The 14,477-nt window shown below is 41.3% G+C and carries 13 protein-coding genes and 2 tRNA genes; 8 read left to right on the top strand and 7 right to left on the bottom strand.

Going from position 1 to position 14,477, the window contains the following annotated elements; translation table 11 throughout:
• Positions 1 to 99 precede the first annotated feature (99 nt).
• Together FZF08_RS01160 and FZF08_RS01155 are read right to left on the bottom strand one after the other, a co-directional pair.
• Entirely contained in the window at positions 100 to 846 is a 747-nt protein-coding gene (locus FZF08_RS01160) for a zinc ribbon domain-containing protein (protein WP_159466785.1), read from the bottom strand.
• 105 nt (positions 847 to 951) lie between these two features.
• Entirely contained in the window at positions 952 to 2,052 is a 1,101-nt protein-coding gene (locus FZF08_RS01155) for a Nif3-like dinuclear metal center hexameric protein (protein WP_159466784.1), read from the bottom strand.
• Between the two features lie 160 nt (positions 2,053 to 2,212).
• On the opposite strand from FZF08_RS01155, the gene FZF08_RS01150 reads away from it, so the two are divergent.
• The 7 genes from FZF08_RS01150 to FZF08_RS01120 all read left to right on the top strand — a co-directional run bounded on the left by FZF08_RS01150 (position 2,213) and on the right by FZF08_RS01120 (position 9,722).
• Positions 2,213 to 2,289: transfer RNA gene (locus FZF08_RS01150), tRNA-Asp, on the top strand.
• A 25-nt stretch (positions 2,290 to 2,314) separates the two neighbouring features.
• Positions 2,315 to 2,388 (top strand) — tRNA-Asp (locus tag FZF08_RS01145).
• 200 nt (positions 2,389 to 2,588) lie between these two features.
• A complete protein-coding gene (locus FZF08_RS32235; protein ID WP_159467295.1) occupies positions 2,589 to 2,921 on the top strand; it encodes a sigma-70 family RNA polymerase sigma factor in 333 nt (110 codons plus the stop codon).
• 74 nt (positions 2,922 to 2,995) lie between these two features.
• Positions 2,996 to 4,057, top strand: a complete 1,062-nt coding sequence (locus FZF08_RS01135; protein ID WP_159466783.1) for a FecR family protein — start codon at positions 2,996 to 2,998, stop codon at positions 4,055 to 4,057.
• Positions 4,058 to 4,162: 105 nt separating this feature from the next.
• Positions 4,163 to 7,342, top strand: a complete 3,180-nt coding sequence (locus tag FZF08_RS01130; RefSeq protein WP_159466782.1) for a TonB-dependent receptor — start codon at positions 4,163 to 4,165, stop codon at positions 7,340 to 7,342.
• A 31-nt stretch (positions 7,343 to 7,373) separates the two neighbouring features.
• Positions 7,374 to 8,777 (top strand): RagB/SusD family nutrient uptake outer membrane protein, encoded by a 1,404-nt coding sequence (locus FZF08_RS01125; RefSeq protein WP_159466781.1) that lies wholly within the window; start codon positions 7,374 to 7,376, stop codon positions 8,775 to 8,777.
• Between the two features lie 3 nt (positions 8,778 to 8,780).
• The gene (locus FZF08_RS01120; RefSeq protein ID WP_159466780.1) at positions 8,781 to 9,722 is read left to right on the top strand and encodes a glycerophosphodiester phosphodiesterase family protein; all 942 of its coding nucleotides are present in this window, start codon (positions 8,781 to 8,783) and stop codon (positions 9,720 to 9,722) included.
• A gap of 81 nt (positions 9,723 to 9,803) precedes the next feature.
• On the opposite strand, the gene pstB is transcribed toward FZF08_RS01120, so the two are convergent.
• The 5 genes from pstB to FZF08_RS01095 all read right to left on the bottom strand — a co-directional run bounded on the left by pstB (position 9,804) and on the right by FZF08_RS01095 (position 13,581).
• The gene (pstB, locus tag FZF08_RS01115) at positions 9,804 to 10,550 is read right to left on the bottom strand and encodes a phosphate ABC transporter ATP-binding protein PstB (RefSeq protein WP_229216404.1); all 747 of its coding nucleotides are present in this window, start codon (positions 10,548 to 10,550) and stop codon (positions 9,804 to 9,806) included.
• 10 nt (positions 10,551 to 10,560) lie between these two features.
• Complete coding sequence (pstA, locus tag FZF08_RS01110) at positions 10,561 to 11,406, bottom strand: phosphate ABC transporter permease PstA (RefSeq protein WP_200837004.1); 846 nt, start codon at positions 11,404 to 11,406, stop codon at positions 10,561 to 10,563.
• Positions 11,403 to 12,290, bottom strand: a complete 888-nt coding sequence (gene pstC / locus FZF08_RS01105; protein ID WP_159466778.1) for a phosphate ABC transporter permease subunit PstC — start codon at positions 12,288 to 12,290, stop codon at positions 11,403 to 11,405. Before pstC ends, pstA begins: the two co-directional genes overlap by 4 nt.
• On the bottom strand, positions 12,287 to 13,120 hold the full coding sequence (locus tag FZF08_RS01100) for a substrate-binding domain-containing protein (RefSeq protein ID WP_159466777.1): 834 nt from the start codon (positions 13,118 to 13,120) through the stop codon (positions 12,287 to 12,289). Before FZF08_RS01100 ends, pstC begins: the two co-directional genes overlap by 4 nt.
• A 248-nt stretch (positions 13,121 to 13,368) precedes the next feature.
• A complete protein-coding gene (locus FZF08_RS01095; RefSeq protein ID WP_159466776.1) occupies positions 13,369 to 13,581 on the bottom strand; it encodes a hypothetical protein in 213 nt (70 codons plus the stop codon).
• A gap of 231 nt (positions 13,582 to 13,812) precedes the next feature.
• On the opposite strand from FZF08_RS01095, the gene FZF08_RS01090 reads away from it, so the two are divergent.
• Positions 13,813 to 14,412, top strand: coding sequence for a triacylglycerol lipase (locus FZF08_RS01090; RefSeq protein WP_159466775.1), 600 nt, complete (start codon positions 13,813 to 13,815; stop codon positions 14,410 to 14,412).
• Positions 14,413 to 14,477 lie beyond the last annotated feature (65 nt).

Raw genomic sequence — 14,477 nt, 5'->3', positions numbered from 1 at the left:
AGTTATCCACTATCATTTGACCGGAAATCTGTTAAATCAAAGCACAAAAAAAGGTTGCCTGAATAAGACAACCTTCTAATATTATAATTTCTCTAAAACCTAGCGGCGTTGGTGAACCGGCTCAACACTTTCCACATCGGCAAGAATTCTTCCGCAATGTTCGCAAACAATAAGTTTTTTGCGTTCACGTATATCCGCTTGTCTTTGAGGAGGAACAATGCTGAAACATCCTCCGCAGGCGCCACGTGATACGTGTACAACTGCAAGACCGTTCATAGAATTGTCACGTATTTTTTGATACGATTTCAACAAACGCTCTTCGATTTTTTTAATATGTTTTTCGCGTTCACCTAAAAGTCCTTTTTCCTCTGCTTCGCTTTCGCTGGTTATCAGAGAAAGTTCACCTTTTTTGGCTTTCAAATCTTCATTTCTTTCATTAAGCGTAGATTCTGCACGATTTGCATCATCTTCGATCAATCTGATACGTGCTTTGGCTTCGTTAATTTTCTTGTCGGCCAATTGCATATCAAGTTCCTGCAATTCAATTTCCTTCGTGATAGCGTCATATTCGCGGTTGTTACGAACATTCATCTGCTGATCCTTGTATTTTTTGATCAGCTTTTCGCCATCCTTCTGGGCATTTTTAAAGCTATCAATTTCTGCATTTAATGCAGCGATTTCGCTTTTGAATTTTCCTATTCTTGTTTCAAAACCGATGATTTCGTCTTCCAGATCTCTAACTTCTTCGGGAAGATCGCCACGGGTCTTTCTGATTTCGTCCAGGCTTGAATCAATTTCCTGAAGTTTCAGGAGAGCGTCTAATTTTTGTGCGATTGTATTTTCCATGTATGTCTTTAATGGACTTGTTTCAATGCGTATTATATGAGTGGGACTTTAAGCTGAATCTCTTCTTCGTACTATTTGAATACTAACTTGCTCAAAAACTTATTTCTAAACAAGATATCGTACCGGATTAGTATTGACGTCTGACAAACAGAGTGCGAAATTACTAAAAATTCCCGATAAATAGTTGTATAATAAATCTTTCGTGAATACTTCGCTTTCAAAATGTCCGATATCACAGATCATAATGCGGTTATCGGCATCAAAAAATTCATGATATTTATAATCTGCTGTCACAAAAACGTCTGCTTTGGCTCTAATCGCGTCCGATAACAGGAAACTTCCCGCGCCTCCGCAGACAGCAATTCTTTGTATTTTTTTATTTAATGGGACAGTATGTTTAACAAGCGGCGTTTGCATTTGGGTCTTCAAAAATTGGAGAAATATTTCCGGGTCCATCGCCTCAGATAATTCTCCAACAGCCCCTGCACCTACTTCCTGATTCTCATTTTCGAGATTTTGAAGATAATAAGCTGCCTCCTCATAAGGATGATTTTCCTTCATGATTTTCAAAATGGAGGATTGCAAATAAGAAGGAAACATCACCTCAATTCTGTTTTCTGTCACTTCTTCGTCATTTCCTTTCGTTCCAACGGTAGGATTTGAAGATTGACCCGGTTGAAAAGTTCCAATGCCCTCAGTACGGAAACTGCAATTTTTATATTGACCAATTTCACCGGCACCGGCTGCAAACATTGCATCTAAAATAGATTGGGTGTTTTCGATTGGAGCAAAAAATGTAAGTTTTGTAAGCAATTGCTTTTTTGGAGACAACACTTTTACATTACCCAGGCCAAGTCTTTCTGCAATTTTCCAGTTAACGCCATTGACAACATGATCCAGGTTGGTATGAATCGCATAGATTGCTATATCATTTTTGATCGCTTTTATGACAGTCCTTTCTACATAGTTACTGCCGTTTAATCTTTTTAGCCCTTTAAAAACAATTGGGTGGTGGGCAACGATCAGGTTACAATTTTTTTCAATAGCTTCCTGAACGACTTCTTCTGTAGTATCCAGTGAGAAAAGTATGCCTGTTACCAATGTGAGAGGTGATCCAACGAGTAATCCGGCATTATCGTAACTTTCCTGATAGGTAGGAGGAGCAAGTTTTTCAAGTTGATGAATAATCTCTTTAATTTGTGTCATTTTTTTTAAGTTGCAACTATTTGATAGCCAGAACGAATTTGATTTTTTGAAATTTTATTTGCAAATTAAACAAGATTTATTTGCCAAACGTATTGCAATCAAGAATAATAATACTAGTTTTGCACCACAATAACCCGGAACGACGGGGGAAAGTTAACTTGGTTTGGTAGTTCAGTTGGTTAGAATACATGCCTGTCACGCATGGGGTCGCGGGTTCGAGTCCCGTCCAGACCGCCAAGTTTATTGAAAGATTGAAGCTATTGGTTTGGTAGTTCAGTTGGTTAGAATACATGCCTGTCACGCATGGGGTCGCGGGTTCGAGTCCCGTCCAGACCGCACATTTTTTTTTCAAAAATTAAGAAATCCTGTTAAAATTCAATTTTAGCAGGATTTTTTTTGCGTTTTAGATCACCAAAATGTACAAAACTGCTCAAAATCAAAAAGCGTCTTTCAGTGCGTCTTTTTATTTTTCAAAAAGACGCACTGAAGTGCTTGTAATTTGTTTTGAGTCAACCTGTTAAAGAGATTTCAGCTGCCTGAGAAAAAAGGTTAGAGAAAAGCTGGTTCTGGATGTTGAGCTTCCGTTAGAAATTGAAGATTTTAAAGAAAACGAAGGGGATACCGAAGTTAAACTTAATCTCCTATACGCTGCAATAGAACAGCTCCCGCCAAAAAGAAAAAATGTTTTTACACTTTGCAGGCTTGAAGGGAAATCTTACCAGGAAGCCGCCGATATTTTAGGTATCTCAATTTACACTGTCAAGGAACATCTGATGGCAGCTTCAAAAACGATCAAGTCGTATGTTGCAGATCACATGCCAAAAAATGCGGCCTGGCTGCTGTATTTCGTTTTTGGATTTCTTCAATAAATTTAAGTTAACAATTTCGTAACACTGCTAATACCCACCATCAACACGGCCGGGACGTATTTACCCTTGAAAGCATGGAAGAACTAGACTTACTGATACAAAAATTTTGGGCTGGCCAAACAACAGAGCCGGAAAACATCCGGTTGAATCATATTTTGAATAACGATTCGGATGGTATTCTGTTGGGGTTTGAATCAATCGAAACAGGGCATATGGATGTATTGGGAGAGTCCGCAGGCGCTGAATTGCTGGAAGCATTGCACGGCAGGTTAAATTTTGAAACTAAAAAAACGAAAGTTATTGAGAGGCCTCTTGATAGCAGAAGTAACCGGCATTACTGGATTGCAGCAGCCTCTGTACTTTTGGTTCTTGCCAGTATGTTTTTAGTTTTCAGATTTGTTAAAAATCCGGAAAAGCAAATGGCAGAAACGCCAATCACAGAAAAACCCGGTTTGGTGAATGTTGTAAATTCTTCTGATTCCGTAATGGTACTGACTTTAAGTGACAGTTCCCTTATCCGGCTTTCCCCAAGGAGTGCGATTACCTACTACAAACCCTTTGTATCTGGCCGGCGAGATATTTCATTGGTGGGAACCGCAGATTTCGATGTGGCGAAAGACGTTTCGAGGCCATTCGCCGTATATACCGGAAGGTTATCAACCACGGCTTTGGGGACCAGGTTTAGAATTGATGCCGCAAGCCAGAATAAGTTCGTAAAAGTCAGGTTGATGGAAGGAAAAGTGGTTCTGCGTTCAACTGAGATGAAAGATGTTTACCTGATGCCGGGTCAGCAGTGTAAATTCGAAATTGCAACTGGATATGCCAAAATCAGCCCGTTTGATATTGAAGATCAAAAGAGCGGGACTAATGGATTAAAAAAAACGTCGTTAAATCCAAATAAAGCCGGATCGTTGGCTTTTGTTCAAAAACCGTTATCCGTTGTTTTTGAGAAGATTGGAGAACAATTTAATGTAAAAATCGAAAGTTCTGATGTGGAAATAAATTCCATTTCCTTTACCGGTACATTTTTTCCGTCGGACTCTCTGGGCAATATTCTTACCATCATTTGCGGTAGCAATGATTTATCTTTTGAAAGAAAACAAAACATAATAACCATCAAAAAAGCCAATAATTGAGATTACTTCACATAGCGTAAGAATCTGTTTTCAACCAATTTCAACCTAATTTAATCCTGTGCCTTGTTTTGTGCGCACGGGAGAACTATTTCCAAAAAAGTATAAATGATGAAAAATGTACAAAAAAGATGGCTGCTGCTCCTGTGGCTGGTCGTGATTCCTTTTTTTTCAAATGCACAGTCGATGACCGCTCAAATAAAGGGTGCGGTTGTGAGCATGAAAGGTGAAGAACTACCTGGCGTTACCATTACCATGCAGCAAACCGGAGTTGCCACAAAAGATTTTACAACCACCAACGAGAAAGGACTGTTTACGATTGGCAATCTTGCGATTGGGAAAATATATGATTTCTCTTTTAGCTCGGTTGGCTTTGATACTTATTTTTTGAAAGATTTTAAGATCAATCAACAAGATAATAACTCGATGATTATCAGGCTGACCGAGTCTGCCACATCGCTGGACCAGGTATTGGTAGTTGGTTATGGAACACAGTCTAAAAGAAATGTTACCGGTTCGATATCCCGCGTTGCATCCAAAGAACTTGCTACCTACTCAGGAAGCAGTTTTGCGAGCCAGCTGTCGGGCAAAGCAGCCGGCGTTATCATCAATGATTATTCCGCCCAGCCCGGCAGTGACCCACAGATCATTATCAGGGGCGTCGGAACACTCACTGCCGGAAGAGATCCTCTTATCGTTGTTGATGGTTTTCCAATGACAGAAGGCACTTCGTTTAATTCGATCAACCCAAATGATATTGAAACGATCGACATTCTAAAAGACCCGGCGTCTGCCGCTATATATGGATCCAGAGCTGCCAACGGAGTGATCCTGATTACAACTAAAAAAGGAAAAAATGAGAGTATGAAAGTAAGTCTGGATATTTTTGCCGGGGTTCAGCAGCGCGCAGATAAGGTAGAATATGTTGATGCCTACGATGCGGCCCAATATTTTACGGAAGCCCGGGATTACGGATACGTTTCTAAAAATCCGTCAAAAAGAAGAATCACTGACGATGTTGCTACGAGGAAAGCCAACGGCGCATCACTTCGTGAGCTCAGACTTAATTACCTGCAGCCATACCTGGACAAGAAACCTGGACTGACCAATACGAATTGGCTGGACGAAACTTTCCGGAAGGCGGCCATGAGCAGCTACAACGTTTCTGTTTCCGGAGGAACGACCAAAACCAATTACTATTTTTCAGCTAATTATTTTAACCAGCAGGGCCTGGTCATCAATAACGGATTGAAACGTTACAGTGGGACTATAAAAATTAATTCTGAAGTTTCGGACAGGCTTAGTTTCAGCTTCAATTTGAATCCGTCTTATTCGGTTCAAAATTATTTTAACAACGATGATAATAACAGCAGTTTTGATCCGATTGCTGCTACCGGGATATCTTATCCTTTTTTTAGCGTATACAATCCGGATGGTTCTTTCGCCATCAGCCAGCAGATAATTGCGAATACCCCTGAGGATGGCGCGCTGGCAGAAAATGCAGTAGCACTGGCAAAAAAAATCAAAAATGTCAGAAACAATTTCAGGACGCTAGGTAATACCTACTTTGAGTTCAAAATTCTGGACGGATTAAAGTTTAAGACTCTGTGGGGTGCCGATTACCGGACCAATTACTTTTCTTATTTCAACCCATCAGACGTGGGCGCTTACCGTACCCCCGCCCCCAAACCGGCAGAAGCCTCAGAAACAAACGGTTCGGCAATTAATTATTTGATCGAGAATACACTGACTTACAGTAAGGCATTTGGAGAGCACGACATAAACGTTTTGGCTGGGTATAGTTTTCAAAAACAAACCAATTCCAATACCGCCGTAACCGGTACGGGCATCGCAGATGATAATATCACCAATATCGGCGGTGCGAGTGCCTTTGCTGTCAATACCGATAAATACGCCTGGGCTCAGGTTTCCTATCTTTCCCGTATTCAGTACGCATATAAAGGTACTTATCTGTTCTCAGCTGCCATGCGAAGAGATGGATCTTCCCGTTTCGGGGCAGACAACAAGTGGGGGTTTTTCCCTTCTTTTACAGCTGGCTGGATACTGAGTAAAGAAGCATTTATGCCGAAAACGGATCTGCTGACATTTGCTAAACTGCGTGCTACCTGGGGGAAAGCCGGTAATAACCAAATCGGCCCTTATGATTCCAAGGCCCTTGTTAGTGGCGGATCGGCTTATAATTACGTTTACGGTAATACTTTGGGCTCGGGTTTTGCTGCATCGAAAACGCCCAACACAAGGCTCGGCTGGGAGACCAAGACATCTGTAAATTTCGGGGTGGATTTAAGCTTTTTTAACCGGCTTAACGTGACGGTTGACTATTATAATTCAACAACAAGTGATCTGTTATTAGATGTACCGGTACCCGAACAATCCGGTTTCAGCTCATCCATCCAAAATATTGGTAAGGTTCGAAACAGCGGTTTGGAATTAGAATTTTCCGGAAATATCAATCTGGGAAAAGTGAAATGGAATGCCTCTGCAAATATGGCCGCCAATAAAAATAAAGTTTTGGCCCTGGCACCAGGCCAGACACAGATCATTAGCGGTAACGAAAGTAATTTCTATACCAAAGTAGGCGGTCCTGTTGCTGAATTATACGGATATAACGTGACCGGAATTTATAAAACCCAGGATGCTATCGACAATTCAGCGCACCTGGCAGGAACGGTAGTGGGCGATTATGTAGTGACTGATACAAATGGCGACGGAATCGTGAATTCCCTTGATATGACAGCGCAGGGCTCTTATTTTCCCAAGTTGACTTACGGGCTTACCAACGATTTTTCCTATATGGGTTTTGGACTAAACTTTTCTTTAACCGGTGTATCAGGCCGTAAAATATTTGACCGGCAACTCTCATCTCAAAATGAATCCGGGGAAGGCTTTTCGGTTCCAACCAAGTACTATTTCGAGCACAGGTATCATCCGGAAAATAATCCTGACGGTTTCTTTGGACAGCCTAACATGGGTAACTTTTCAACCGCCAGAAAATCGGCGCGTGCCTCAAATCTATATTACCAAAACGGCGATTACATCAGGATTCGGAGCATACAGCTTTCTTACACCATTAAGCCATCGGTATTATCCATGTTAAAAATCAGCGCTGCAAGAGTTTATGTATCTGCCAATAATTTGTTGACTATCACTAAATACAGAGGTTTTAACCCGGATGCGACCACAGGATCGGTTTTAACCAGCGGCCAGGCGGTTTCCAATTACCCGGTCGCACGCTCTTACCAGATCGGTGTCAATGTAACTTTCTAAAAACTTGCCTGGACTTATCAAATATTCAAATATGAAAAATCTTATTGTTGCCTCCATGGTGTGCATGGCTCTGTTTACGTCATGCACAGATGAGCTCGACCAAAACCCAATTACATCCAAAGAGTTAAGCCAATTTTTGCGAACCGAAGCAGAAGTTGAAGAATACGTAAATGCAGTTTATGCAAATTTACAACTGGATGGCCTTTATGGTCTTTACATGCCTGTGTTGGGTGAAATTGCATCAGACAATACCTTTGATGAAGTGCCTTTGAATGACGGAGGGGTTTATGGAGAACTTGACCTGTTCACAATCATACCTGCCAATGGCGTCATTGCTGCAAACTGGAAACATTCCTATCAGGGCATACAAAAAACCAATGTAGTTTTAAATAGGATTGAAGCGGTATCATTCAAAAGTGATATTATAAAAAAAGCAAGGACCGGTGAGATGAAGTTTATCCGTGCACTGCTGTATTTCAACCTGGTAAGATTATATGGTGATGTGCCCTTGGTTACCGGCGAGACCACAGACGTTAATACCTATTTTGGCCAGGGGCGCACTGCTTCGGCAAAAGTGTATGAGCAAATTATTCAGGATCTTAATACAGCCGTTGAGCTGCTGCCTGCTGAATCCAGTCAACCGGGAAAAGTGGTCCAAACTGCTGCCCAGGCATTGCTTGGAAAGGTTTATCTGACACTCAATGATTATTCCAATGCCCGAACACAACTTCAAAATGTGATTAAATCGGGTAAACATTTACTGCTTCCGAACCTGGCGGATATCTTTTCGCTTGCCAATGAAAACAACAAAGAGATCATTTTTGCAGTACAATTTGCATCTGGTATCAATGGAAATACAGAGGGTAGCTACATGTACCAACAGTTCAGCCCGTCAGCCACAGTCAGTGGCGCAAAGGGGCATAACTTACCTACAAAAAGCCTTTACAATCTTTACACCTCGGCTGACAAAAGAAAAAATGAATATGTGGCCCTGGCTACTAGTGGTTCCCCTTACAACAACAAGCTAAAAAAACCAACAACAGTGATAACCGATGGCGGGAGCAACATTGTAGTTCTTCGCTATCCTGATGTGCTGTTAATGCTTTCGGAAGCGGAAAATGAATTGGGCAATCTGGCAGCGTCCATTGATTATTTAAATCAAATCAGAACACGGGCTGGATTAAATGCAGCTGCTCCGGGCTCAAAAGAGGAATTAAGAACTGCCATCGCGTTGGAAAGACAATTGGAGCTTGTCGGAGAAGGCCACCGGTGGTTTGATCTTATCAGGACTAAAAGAGCGGTTGAAGTGATGAATTCCTGGTTTAAGCAGAACGGAGCACTTACAGTGATCAGTGAACAAAAGATGCTATTACCCATTCCGGTTGGGCAAATCAATACAGATCCTGCTATCAAACAAAATCCTGGTTATAACTAATCTATGAAAAAGATACTATTTCAAATCCTGGTAATCAGCGTGCTGTTGAGCTTAGGCACACGCCAGGCAAATGCACAAAAAACTTATCAGAGTATTTTAAAGCAGTTAAAGAACCCATCACCTGATCATGTGCTGACAGCTGCCCACAGAGGTGACTGGAGAAACGCTCCCGAAAATTCAATTGATGCAATCGACCGTTGTATTAAAATGGGAATTGATATTGTTGAAATCGATATTCATAAAACCAAAGATGGTCATTTGGTACTGCTTCATGACCTGACGATCGACAGAACAACAACAGGACACGGTAAACTACAAGACTGGACCCTGGACTCATTGAAAACGCTCAAAATCAGACAGGGACATGGAGGCGCCACACCGGGAGAGCTTCCAACATTGGAGCAGGCAATGCTTTTTATAAAGGGAAAACCCGTACTGGTTAACCTGGATAAAGGCTGGGACTATTTGCCAGAAGCGTATCAAGTTTTAAAGCAAACCGGAACAGTCCAGCAGGCCATTTTTAAAGGAAAACAAACACTTGTTGAAATGAGAAAAAAGCATGGCAGCCTGATGGACAGTATCATTTACATGCCTATGGTATGGCCGATGGATTATAATATTTATGGTGAAACCGCAGCGCATCCGGATATATTTGTGAAGGGATTTTTAGATGATTACAAACCTGTGGCATTTGAAGTTATATTCAATAAAGAAGACTCCCCGGTACTTTTGGAGGCTGTGCCTGCGATCCAGAAAGCCGGTATTTCTGTATGGGTGAATTCACTTTGGGAAGAACTGTGCGCCGGACACACAGATGAAAAAGCAATTTTAAAGCCAGAAGAAAACTGGGGATGGCTTATCAAAAGAGGAGCAAATGTCATCCAGACAGATAGGCCAAAAGAGCTTCTTGATTATTTAAAAAGCAAGAAATTGTATTACCAATAAAAAGCCCTACAAGTGGATAAAGAGAACCAGAAGTGTAACAATGCGGTTTATACTTCTGGTTTAATTCAAATTTTGAAAAACTTATCCAAAATGTCCACCGACATAATTCCTGGTCAGTTCCTGCTGAGGATTTTTGAAAACATTTTCTGTGGAATCAAATTCAATAACTTCCCCTAAATACATAAAAGCTACTTTGTCCGATATCCGCTGTGCCTGCTGCATATTGTGTGTCACGATCACGATCGTGTAGTCTTTTTTAAGACTCATAATCAGCTCTTCAATTTTGCCGGTACTGATCGGGTCCAATGCCGAACATGGTTCATCCATGAGAATAACCTCGGGCCGCAGCACAACCGTGCGGGCAATGCATAACCGCTGCTGCTGTCCTCCTGATAATTTGACTGCCGGTTTTTTAAGTTCATCTTTGACCTCGTCCCACAGATAACTTTCTTTTAAGGCTTTTTCTATCAGGTCAGGGATTTCGTTTTTTGGGAATTCATGGATATTAAGTCCATAAGAGAGGTTCTCATAGATGCTTTTTGGCAAAGGGTTAGGTTTTTGAAACACCATGCCGATCCGTTTCCTTATTTCAGTGACCGATATATTTTTATCATATAAATCCAGATTATCAAGTTTCAGCGTTCCTTTTACATGCGCGTCTGGTGAAAGATCATGCATGCGGTTGAAAGACCTCAGCAGTGTTGATTTACCACATCCCGATGGCCCAATCAGCGAAATAACCTGATTTTTAATAAAGTCGATATTAATATTTTTCAGTATCTGCTTTTCTCCAAACGACAGATTTAAGGAATGAGCGGATAATTTTATCTGATCCATTTTAGTCTTGTGTTCTTTGTTTAAACCGGATGTAAAACGCAATCAAATTCAAACCGAACACCAGTACAATGAGTACTACCGCTGTGCCGTAAGCGAGCGGCCTGACCTGTTGGATAGATTGGTGCTGGGTTGAAAGCATATATAAATGATAAGGCAATGCCATAAATTCCTGGTTCAGAGAAGAGGTCAAACCATTGATATAAAACGCTACGCCGGTAAACAAGATGGGTGCTGTCTCGCCGGCTGCCCTTGACAAAGTCAGAATAATACCTGTTAGAATGCCCGGAAGAGCTTTGGGCAGCACCACATCTTTAATTGTTTCGAACTGGGTTGCCCCAAGTGCCAGCGTTGCTTCCCGCATACTATTCGGAATCCGTTTTAATGCTTCCTCGGTTGTCGTGATAATATAGGGAAGCGATAGCAAACCTAATGTTAGACCTGCTGAGAGAACCGATGTGCCCATGCGCAGACCTTGCACAAAAAGGGCCAAACCGAAAAGTCCGTAAATAATGGAAGGAATGCCTGCGAGATTTCGTATCGATGCGCGTATAATATTGGTCAAAAGAGATGGTTTTGCATATTCGTTGAGATAAACCGCGCAGCCAATGCCAAATGGAACAGCAAAAAGCGTCGTGATCAGTGTCAGCCACAAAGTGCCAATAAGCGCCGGAAGGATCCCGCCTTTTGTCATACCTTGCTCCGGAGGCTGACTAATGAAATTCCAGGAGACAGAGGAGAAGCCTTTTGAGAAAATATCAAACAAGATAATACCCAGAAACAAACATACGATGCATGTGCTTCCAACCAGAAGGACCCAGTTTAGAAAATGTGTAAGTTTCTTTTTCATGCATGAAATTTTCTAAACCGGTTTGCGAAATATTCCCCGAGTAAATTGATGACAAGCGTGATAACAAACAAAACCGCCGCGATGGCAAAAAGAGCGAAATAATGCGTAGTCTGATAAGGCACTTCTCCCATCTCAATCGCAATCGTTGCAGTTATGGTACGGATAGAATCCAGAAAGCCTTTTGGCAAGGCGGCAGCATTTCCAGTTGCCATAAGCACGGTCATGGTTTCTCCTAAAGCTCTGCCCAACCCCAGCATGACCGCGGCAATCAGGCCCGGCAGCGCTGCGGGTATCGTGACTTTAAATAGTGTTGCCCACTTGTTTGCGCCTAATGCAAAAGAGGCTTCTTTATATGTTTGCGGGACAGCATTGATTGCGTCCTCGGCAATGGTGATAATCGTTGGCAAAGCCATTACCGCTAGTAAAATAGATCCATTCAGCGCATTTAAGCCATTTTGAATCCCGAATAATTTTGCAATTGCCGGCCCGATCAAAACAATACCTAGAAAACCGATCGCCACAGAAGGAATTGCCGCAAGCATTTCTATGACCGGTTTTAAAACGATTTGCAATTTCCGCGGCGCAAATTCGGAGATATAAGCAGCAGTCAAAATGCCCAGTGGCACTGCAATAAACATAGACCCAAATGCTACAAGGCCTGTACTTGCCAGTAGTGGAAAAATACTGTACGTCCCGTTTACACTTTCGGGGTTCCACTGGGAGCCTGTAAAAAAATCGATCGGGCTGATGTGGGTGAAGAACGCAATGCTGTTATAAAACAGCATAAAAAATATTGCTCCCAGCAATGCGATTGTAGCAAGGCCTGTGGCTTTGAAAATAATTTTCAGTATCCGATCGGTCCTCTCTCGTCTGCGTACACTCATAGTTTCATTACCGGATAGTAACCCGCTGTTTTTATTATCTTTTGTCCAACTGCGCTTTTTTCAAAATCAATAAATGGTTTTATTTTATGGTAAGATGCACGCTGGTAGTATTGAAAAAGCGGACGTTGAAAGAAATACTTTCCTGCCGCAATCATCTTTGCATCCAAGGGTGAAACCGCGCTTTGACCATCTCCGGAATAAATTTTAAGAACCTTTATTCCTTTGCTTCCACCATGGGTTACATACCCCGCACCCACATAACCAATGCCGGAATTATCTGCCTTGATCGCTTCAAGTATCTGGGCATTTCCGTTCATTTCTTTTGCTCTGTTACTAAACTCAATTTTTAGTTTCTTGCGCACAAAATCATGCGTTCCTGAGTTGCTTTGCCTTCCATAAATGTTGACCGGAAGTTTTTGTTTAGCAATAGTAGACCAGTCTGTCTGTTCTCCTTTTAGTAAAACTGCAAGTTGTGTGGTACTGATAGAGTCGATCGAAAGATTTTCTGCCACGACAAATGCTATTGCATCCTGCGCAAATATGAATGAATCAATCCGTTCACCCTCCTTTTTAAACAGACCTATTTCTTCGGCATTGATACTTCTTGACGAATTGGCGATATCAGCAGTCTCATTCAGCAACGACGCAATCCCCAAACCAGAACCACCACCGGAGATGGAAACAAAAATTGACGGATTTTGCTTATGGAAAGATTCTGCTAATTCTACCGCCAGATTCACCTCTGTGTCTGATCCTTTTATTTTTATTACATCACTATTTCCCTGACAAGACCAAAGAAAGACCAGCATTGTCAATAAAGAACCTTTCATATTTATAGGAGTAGAAAATCTAGTCAATATTAAATAAATTGAAAGACAGGTTCATATTGTCTTATTGTTAAGAAAAATGACATTCCTATTCACATTGGCGGAATCCAGTGTTTTCAACCCGCGCAGCTCCAACGTTGGCTCAAATAATGAAAAAGGTTAAAATGGTAAGTAAAGTGAAACGAAAATTGTAGGCAATAAAGTTGTAAAATAAAGTGATCCACAGAAGAAAGGTTATTAGTTTATTGTGTTCAGGTGCAAATATTGCATCTTCCATCAGCAGATTCCAGCTCCCGCCGGACAGCACTCGTTACTCTATTGAGGAGTACACTTTTGTCATTGTAAACCGATGTTTTCTGGGCTATCATAAAGGCGCGTTGCTCGGTATCAAAATTTTCAGTCCTTATCATAATGTCCGGGTGAACAGGACAAGTAAAGGCAGCCTTGGCCTTGAGAATTGACATACGGGCAATCGTATCAACATATTCGGTAAAGTTATCCATAATGATGAAGTGCTTTGTTAACCCGGTTAAGTTAATATATTGAGCTAAAACATAAATATATTCAACGTGATGCTTTGATTAAGTTATTAAAAAGCAATTATAATTTAGATCAAATAGCTTGGCTGCCGTTGGGTATCAAACTATCTTACAAATGTTTTGTACGAATATAATTGCAAAGACTGAAAAATTGAGATGGACAATACGCTGGTACTCGTTCACGGTTTTATGGATACTGACAGGCGAATGAAATTTATGGCAAGGCAATTGCGTGATTTGGGCTGGAAAGTTTTAACCCCGTCGCTGCGTTCAAGTAATGGTTCTGAATCTATTGAAGTACTTGCTGAACAATTAAATCTTTTCATTGAGGAAAATACAATTGGCTCGGAGCGGATTGATTTAATAGGATTTAGCATGGGAGGTCTTATATGCAGGTATTATCTCCAGCATCTTGACTGCTTATATAAAACGGACAATCTTATAACCCTTTCAACGCCACATCAAGGTACTATAAGCGCTTATTTTTTTCCTGGGGCCGGAATTAACCAAATGCGCCCGAACAGTTCTTTTCTTGAAAATTTAAACCTGGACACCACCCAGTTACAACCAATCAACTTTGTCTCATTTTATACCCCTTTAGATCTTGTTATTACACCTGCTAGATCTTCAGTGATAAAGTGTGCCCGGAATTATAAGGTTTTTTCGTTATTTCATCCTTTAATGGTTTCCAATAAATCGTTGTTAAGAAAAATGGTGATTATTCTTGGCAATAAAAGACGGGAAATGCTTGTCTAAACCGGTCGGAGTGCATGCTGAAATAATGATTTGATTTGCCCTTATGGTGCTGATGCTAAAATTAA

This window comes from Dyadobacter sp. 3J3 (assembly GCF_009801115.1).
Lineage (GTDB): Bacteria > Bacteroidota > Bacteroidia > Cytophagales > Spirosomataceae > Dyadobacter.
The sequence above is the reverse complement of the archived record's forward strand: the minus strand, read 5'-3'. Positions and strand labels throughout refer to the sequence as shown.

Excerpts from the sequence above, each read along its gene's own strand:
- pstA (WP_200837004.1), bottom strand. The coding sequence starts at position 11,406 with ATGAAAAAGAAACTTACACATTTTCTAAACTGGGTCCTTCTGGTTGGA.
- FZF08_RS01125 (WP_159466781.1), top strand. The coding sequence starts at position 7,374 with ATGAAAAATCTTATTGTTGCCTCCATGGTGTGCATGGCTCTGTTTACG.
- pstC (WP_159466778.1), bottom strand. The coding sequence starts at position 12,290 with ATGAGTGTACGCAGACGAGAGAGGACCGATCGGATACTGAAAATTATT.
- FZF08_RS01090 (WP_159466775.1), top strand. The coding sequence starts at position 13,813 with ATGGACAATACGCTGGTACTCGTTCACGGTTTTATGGATACTGACAGG.
- FZF08_RS01095 (WP_159466776.1), bottom strand. The coding sequence starts at position 13,581 with ATGTCAATTCTCAAGGCCAAGGCTGCCTTTACTTGTCCTGTTCACCCG.
- FZF08_RS01130 (WP_159466782.1), top strand. The coding sequence starts at position 4,163 with ATGATGAAAAATGTACAAAAAAGATGGCTGCTGCTCCTGTGGCTGGTC.
- FZF08_RS01100 (WP_159466777.1), bottom strand. The coding sequence starts at position 13,120 with ATGAAAGGTTCTTTATTGACAATGCTGGTCTTTCTTTGGTCTTGTCAG.
- FZF08_RS01160 (WP_159466785.1), bottom strand. The coding sequence starts at position 846 with ATGGAAAATACAATCGCACAAAAATTAGACGCTCTCCTGAAACTTCAG.
- FZF08_RS01135 (WP_159466783.1), top strand. The coding sequence starts at position 2,996 with ATGGAAGAACTAGACTTACTGATACAAAAATTTTGGGCTGGCCAAACA.
- FZF08_RS01120 (WP_159466780.1), top strand. The coding sequence starts at position 8,781 with ATGAAAAAGATACTATTTCAAATCCTGGTAATCAGCGTGCTGTTGAGC.
- FZF08_RS01155 (WP_159466784.1), bottom strand. The coding sequence starts at position 2,052 with ATGACACAAATTAAAGAGATTATTCATCAACTTGAAAAACTTGCTCCT.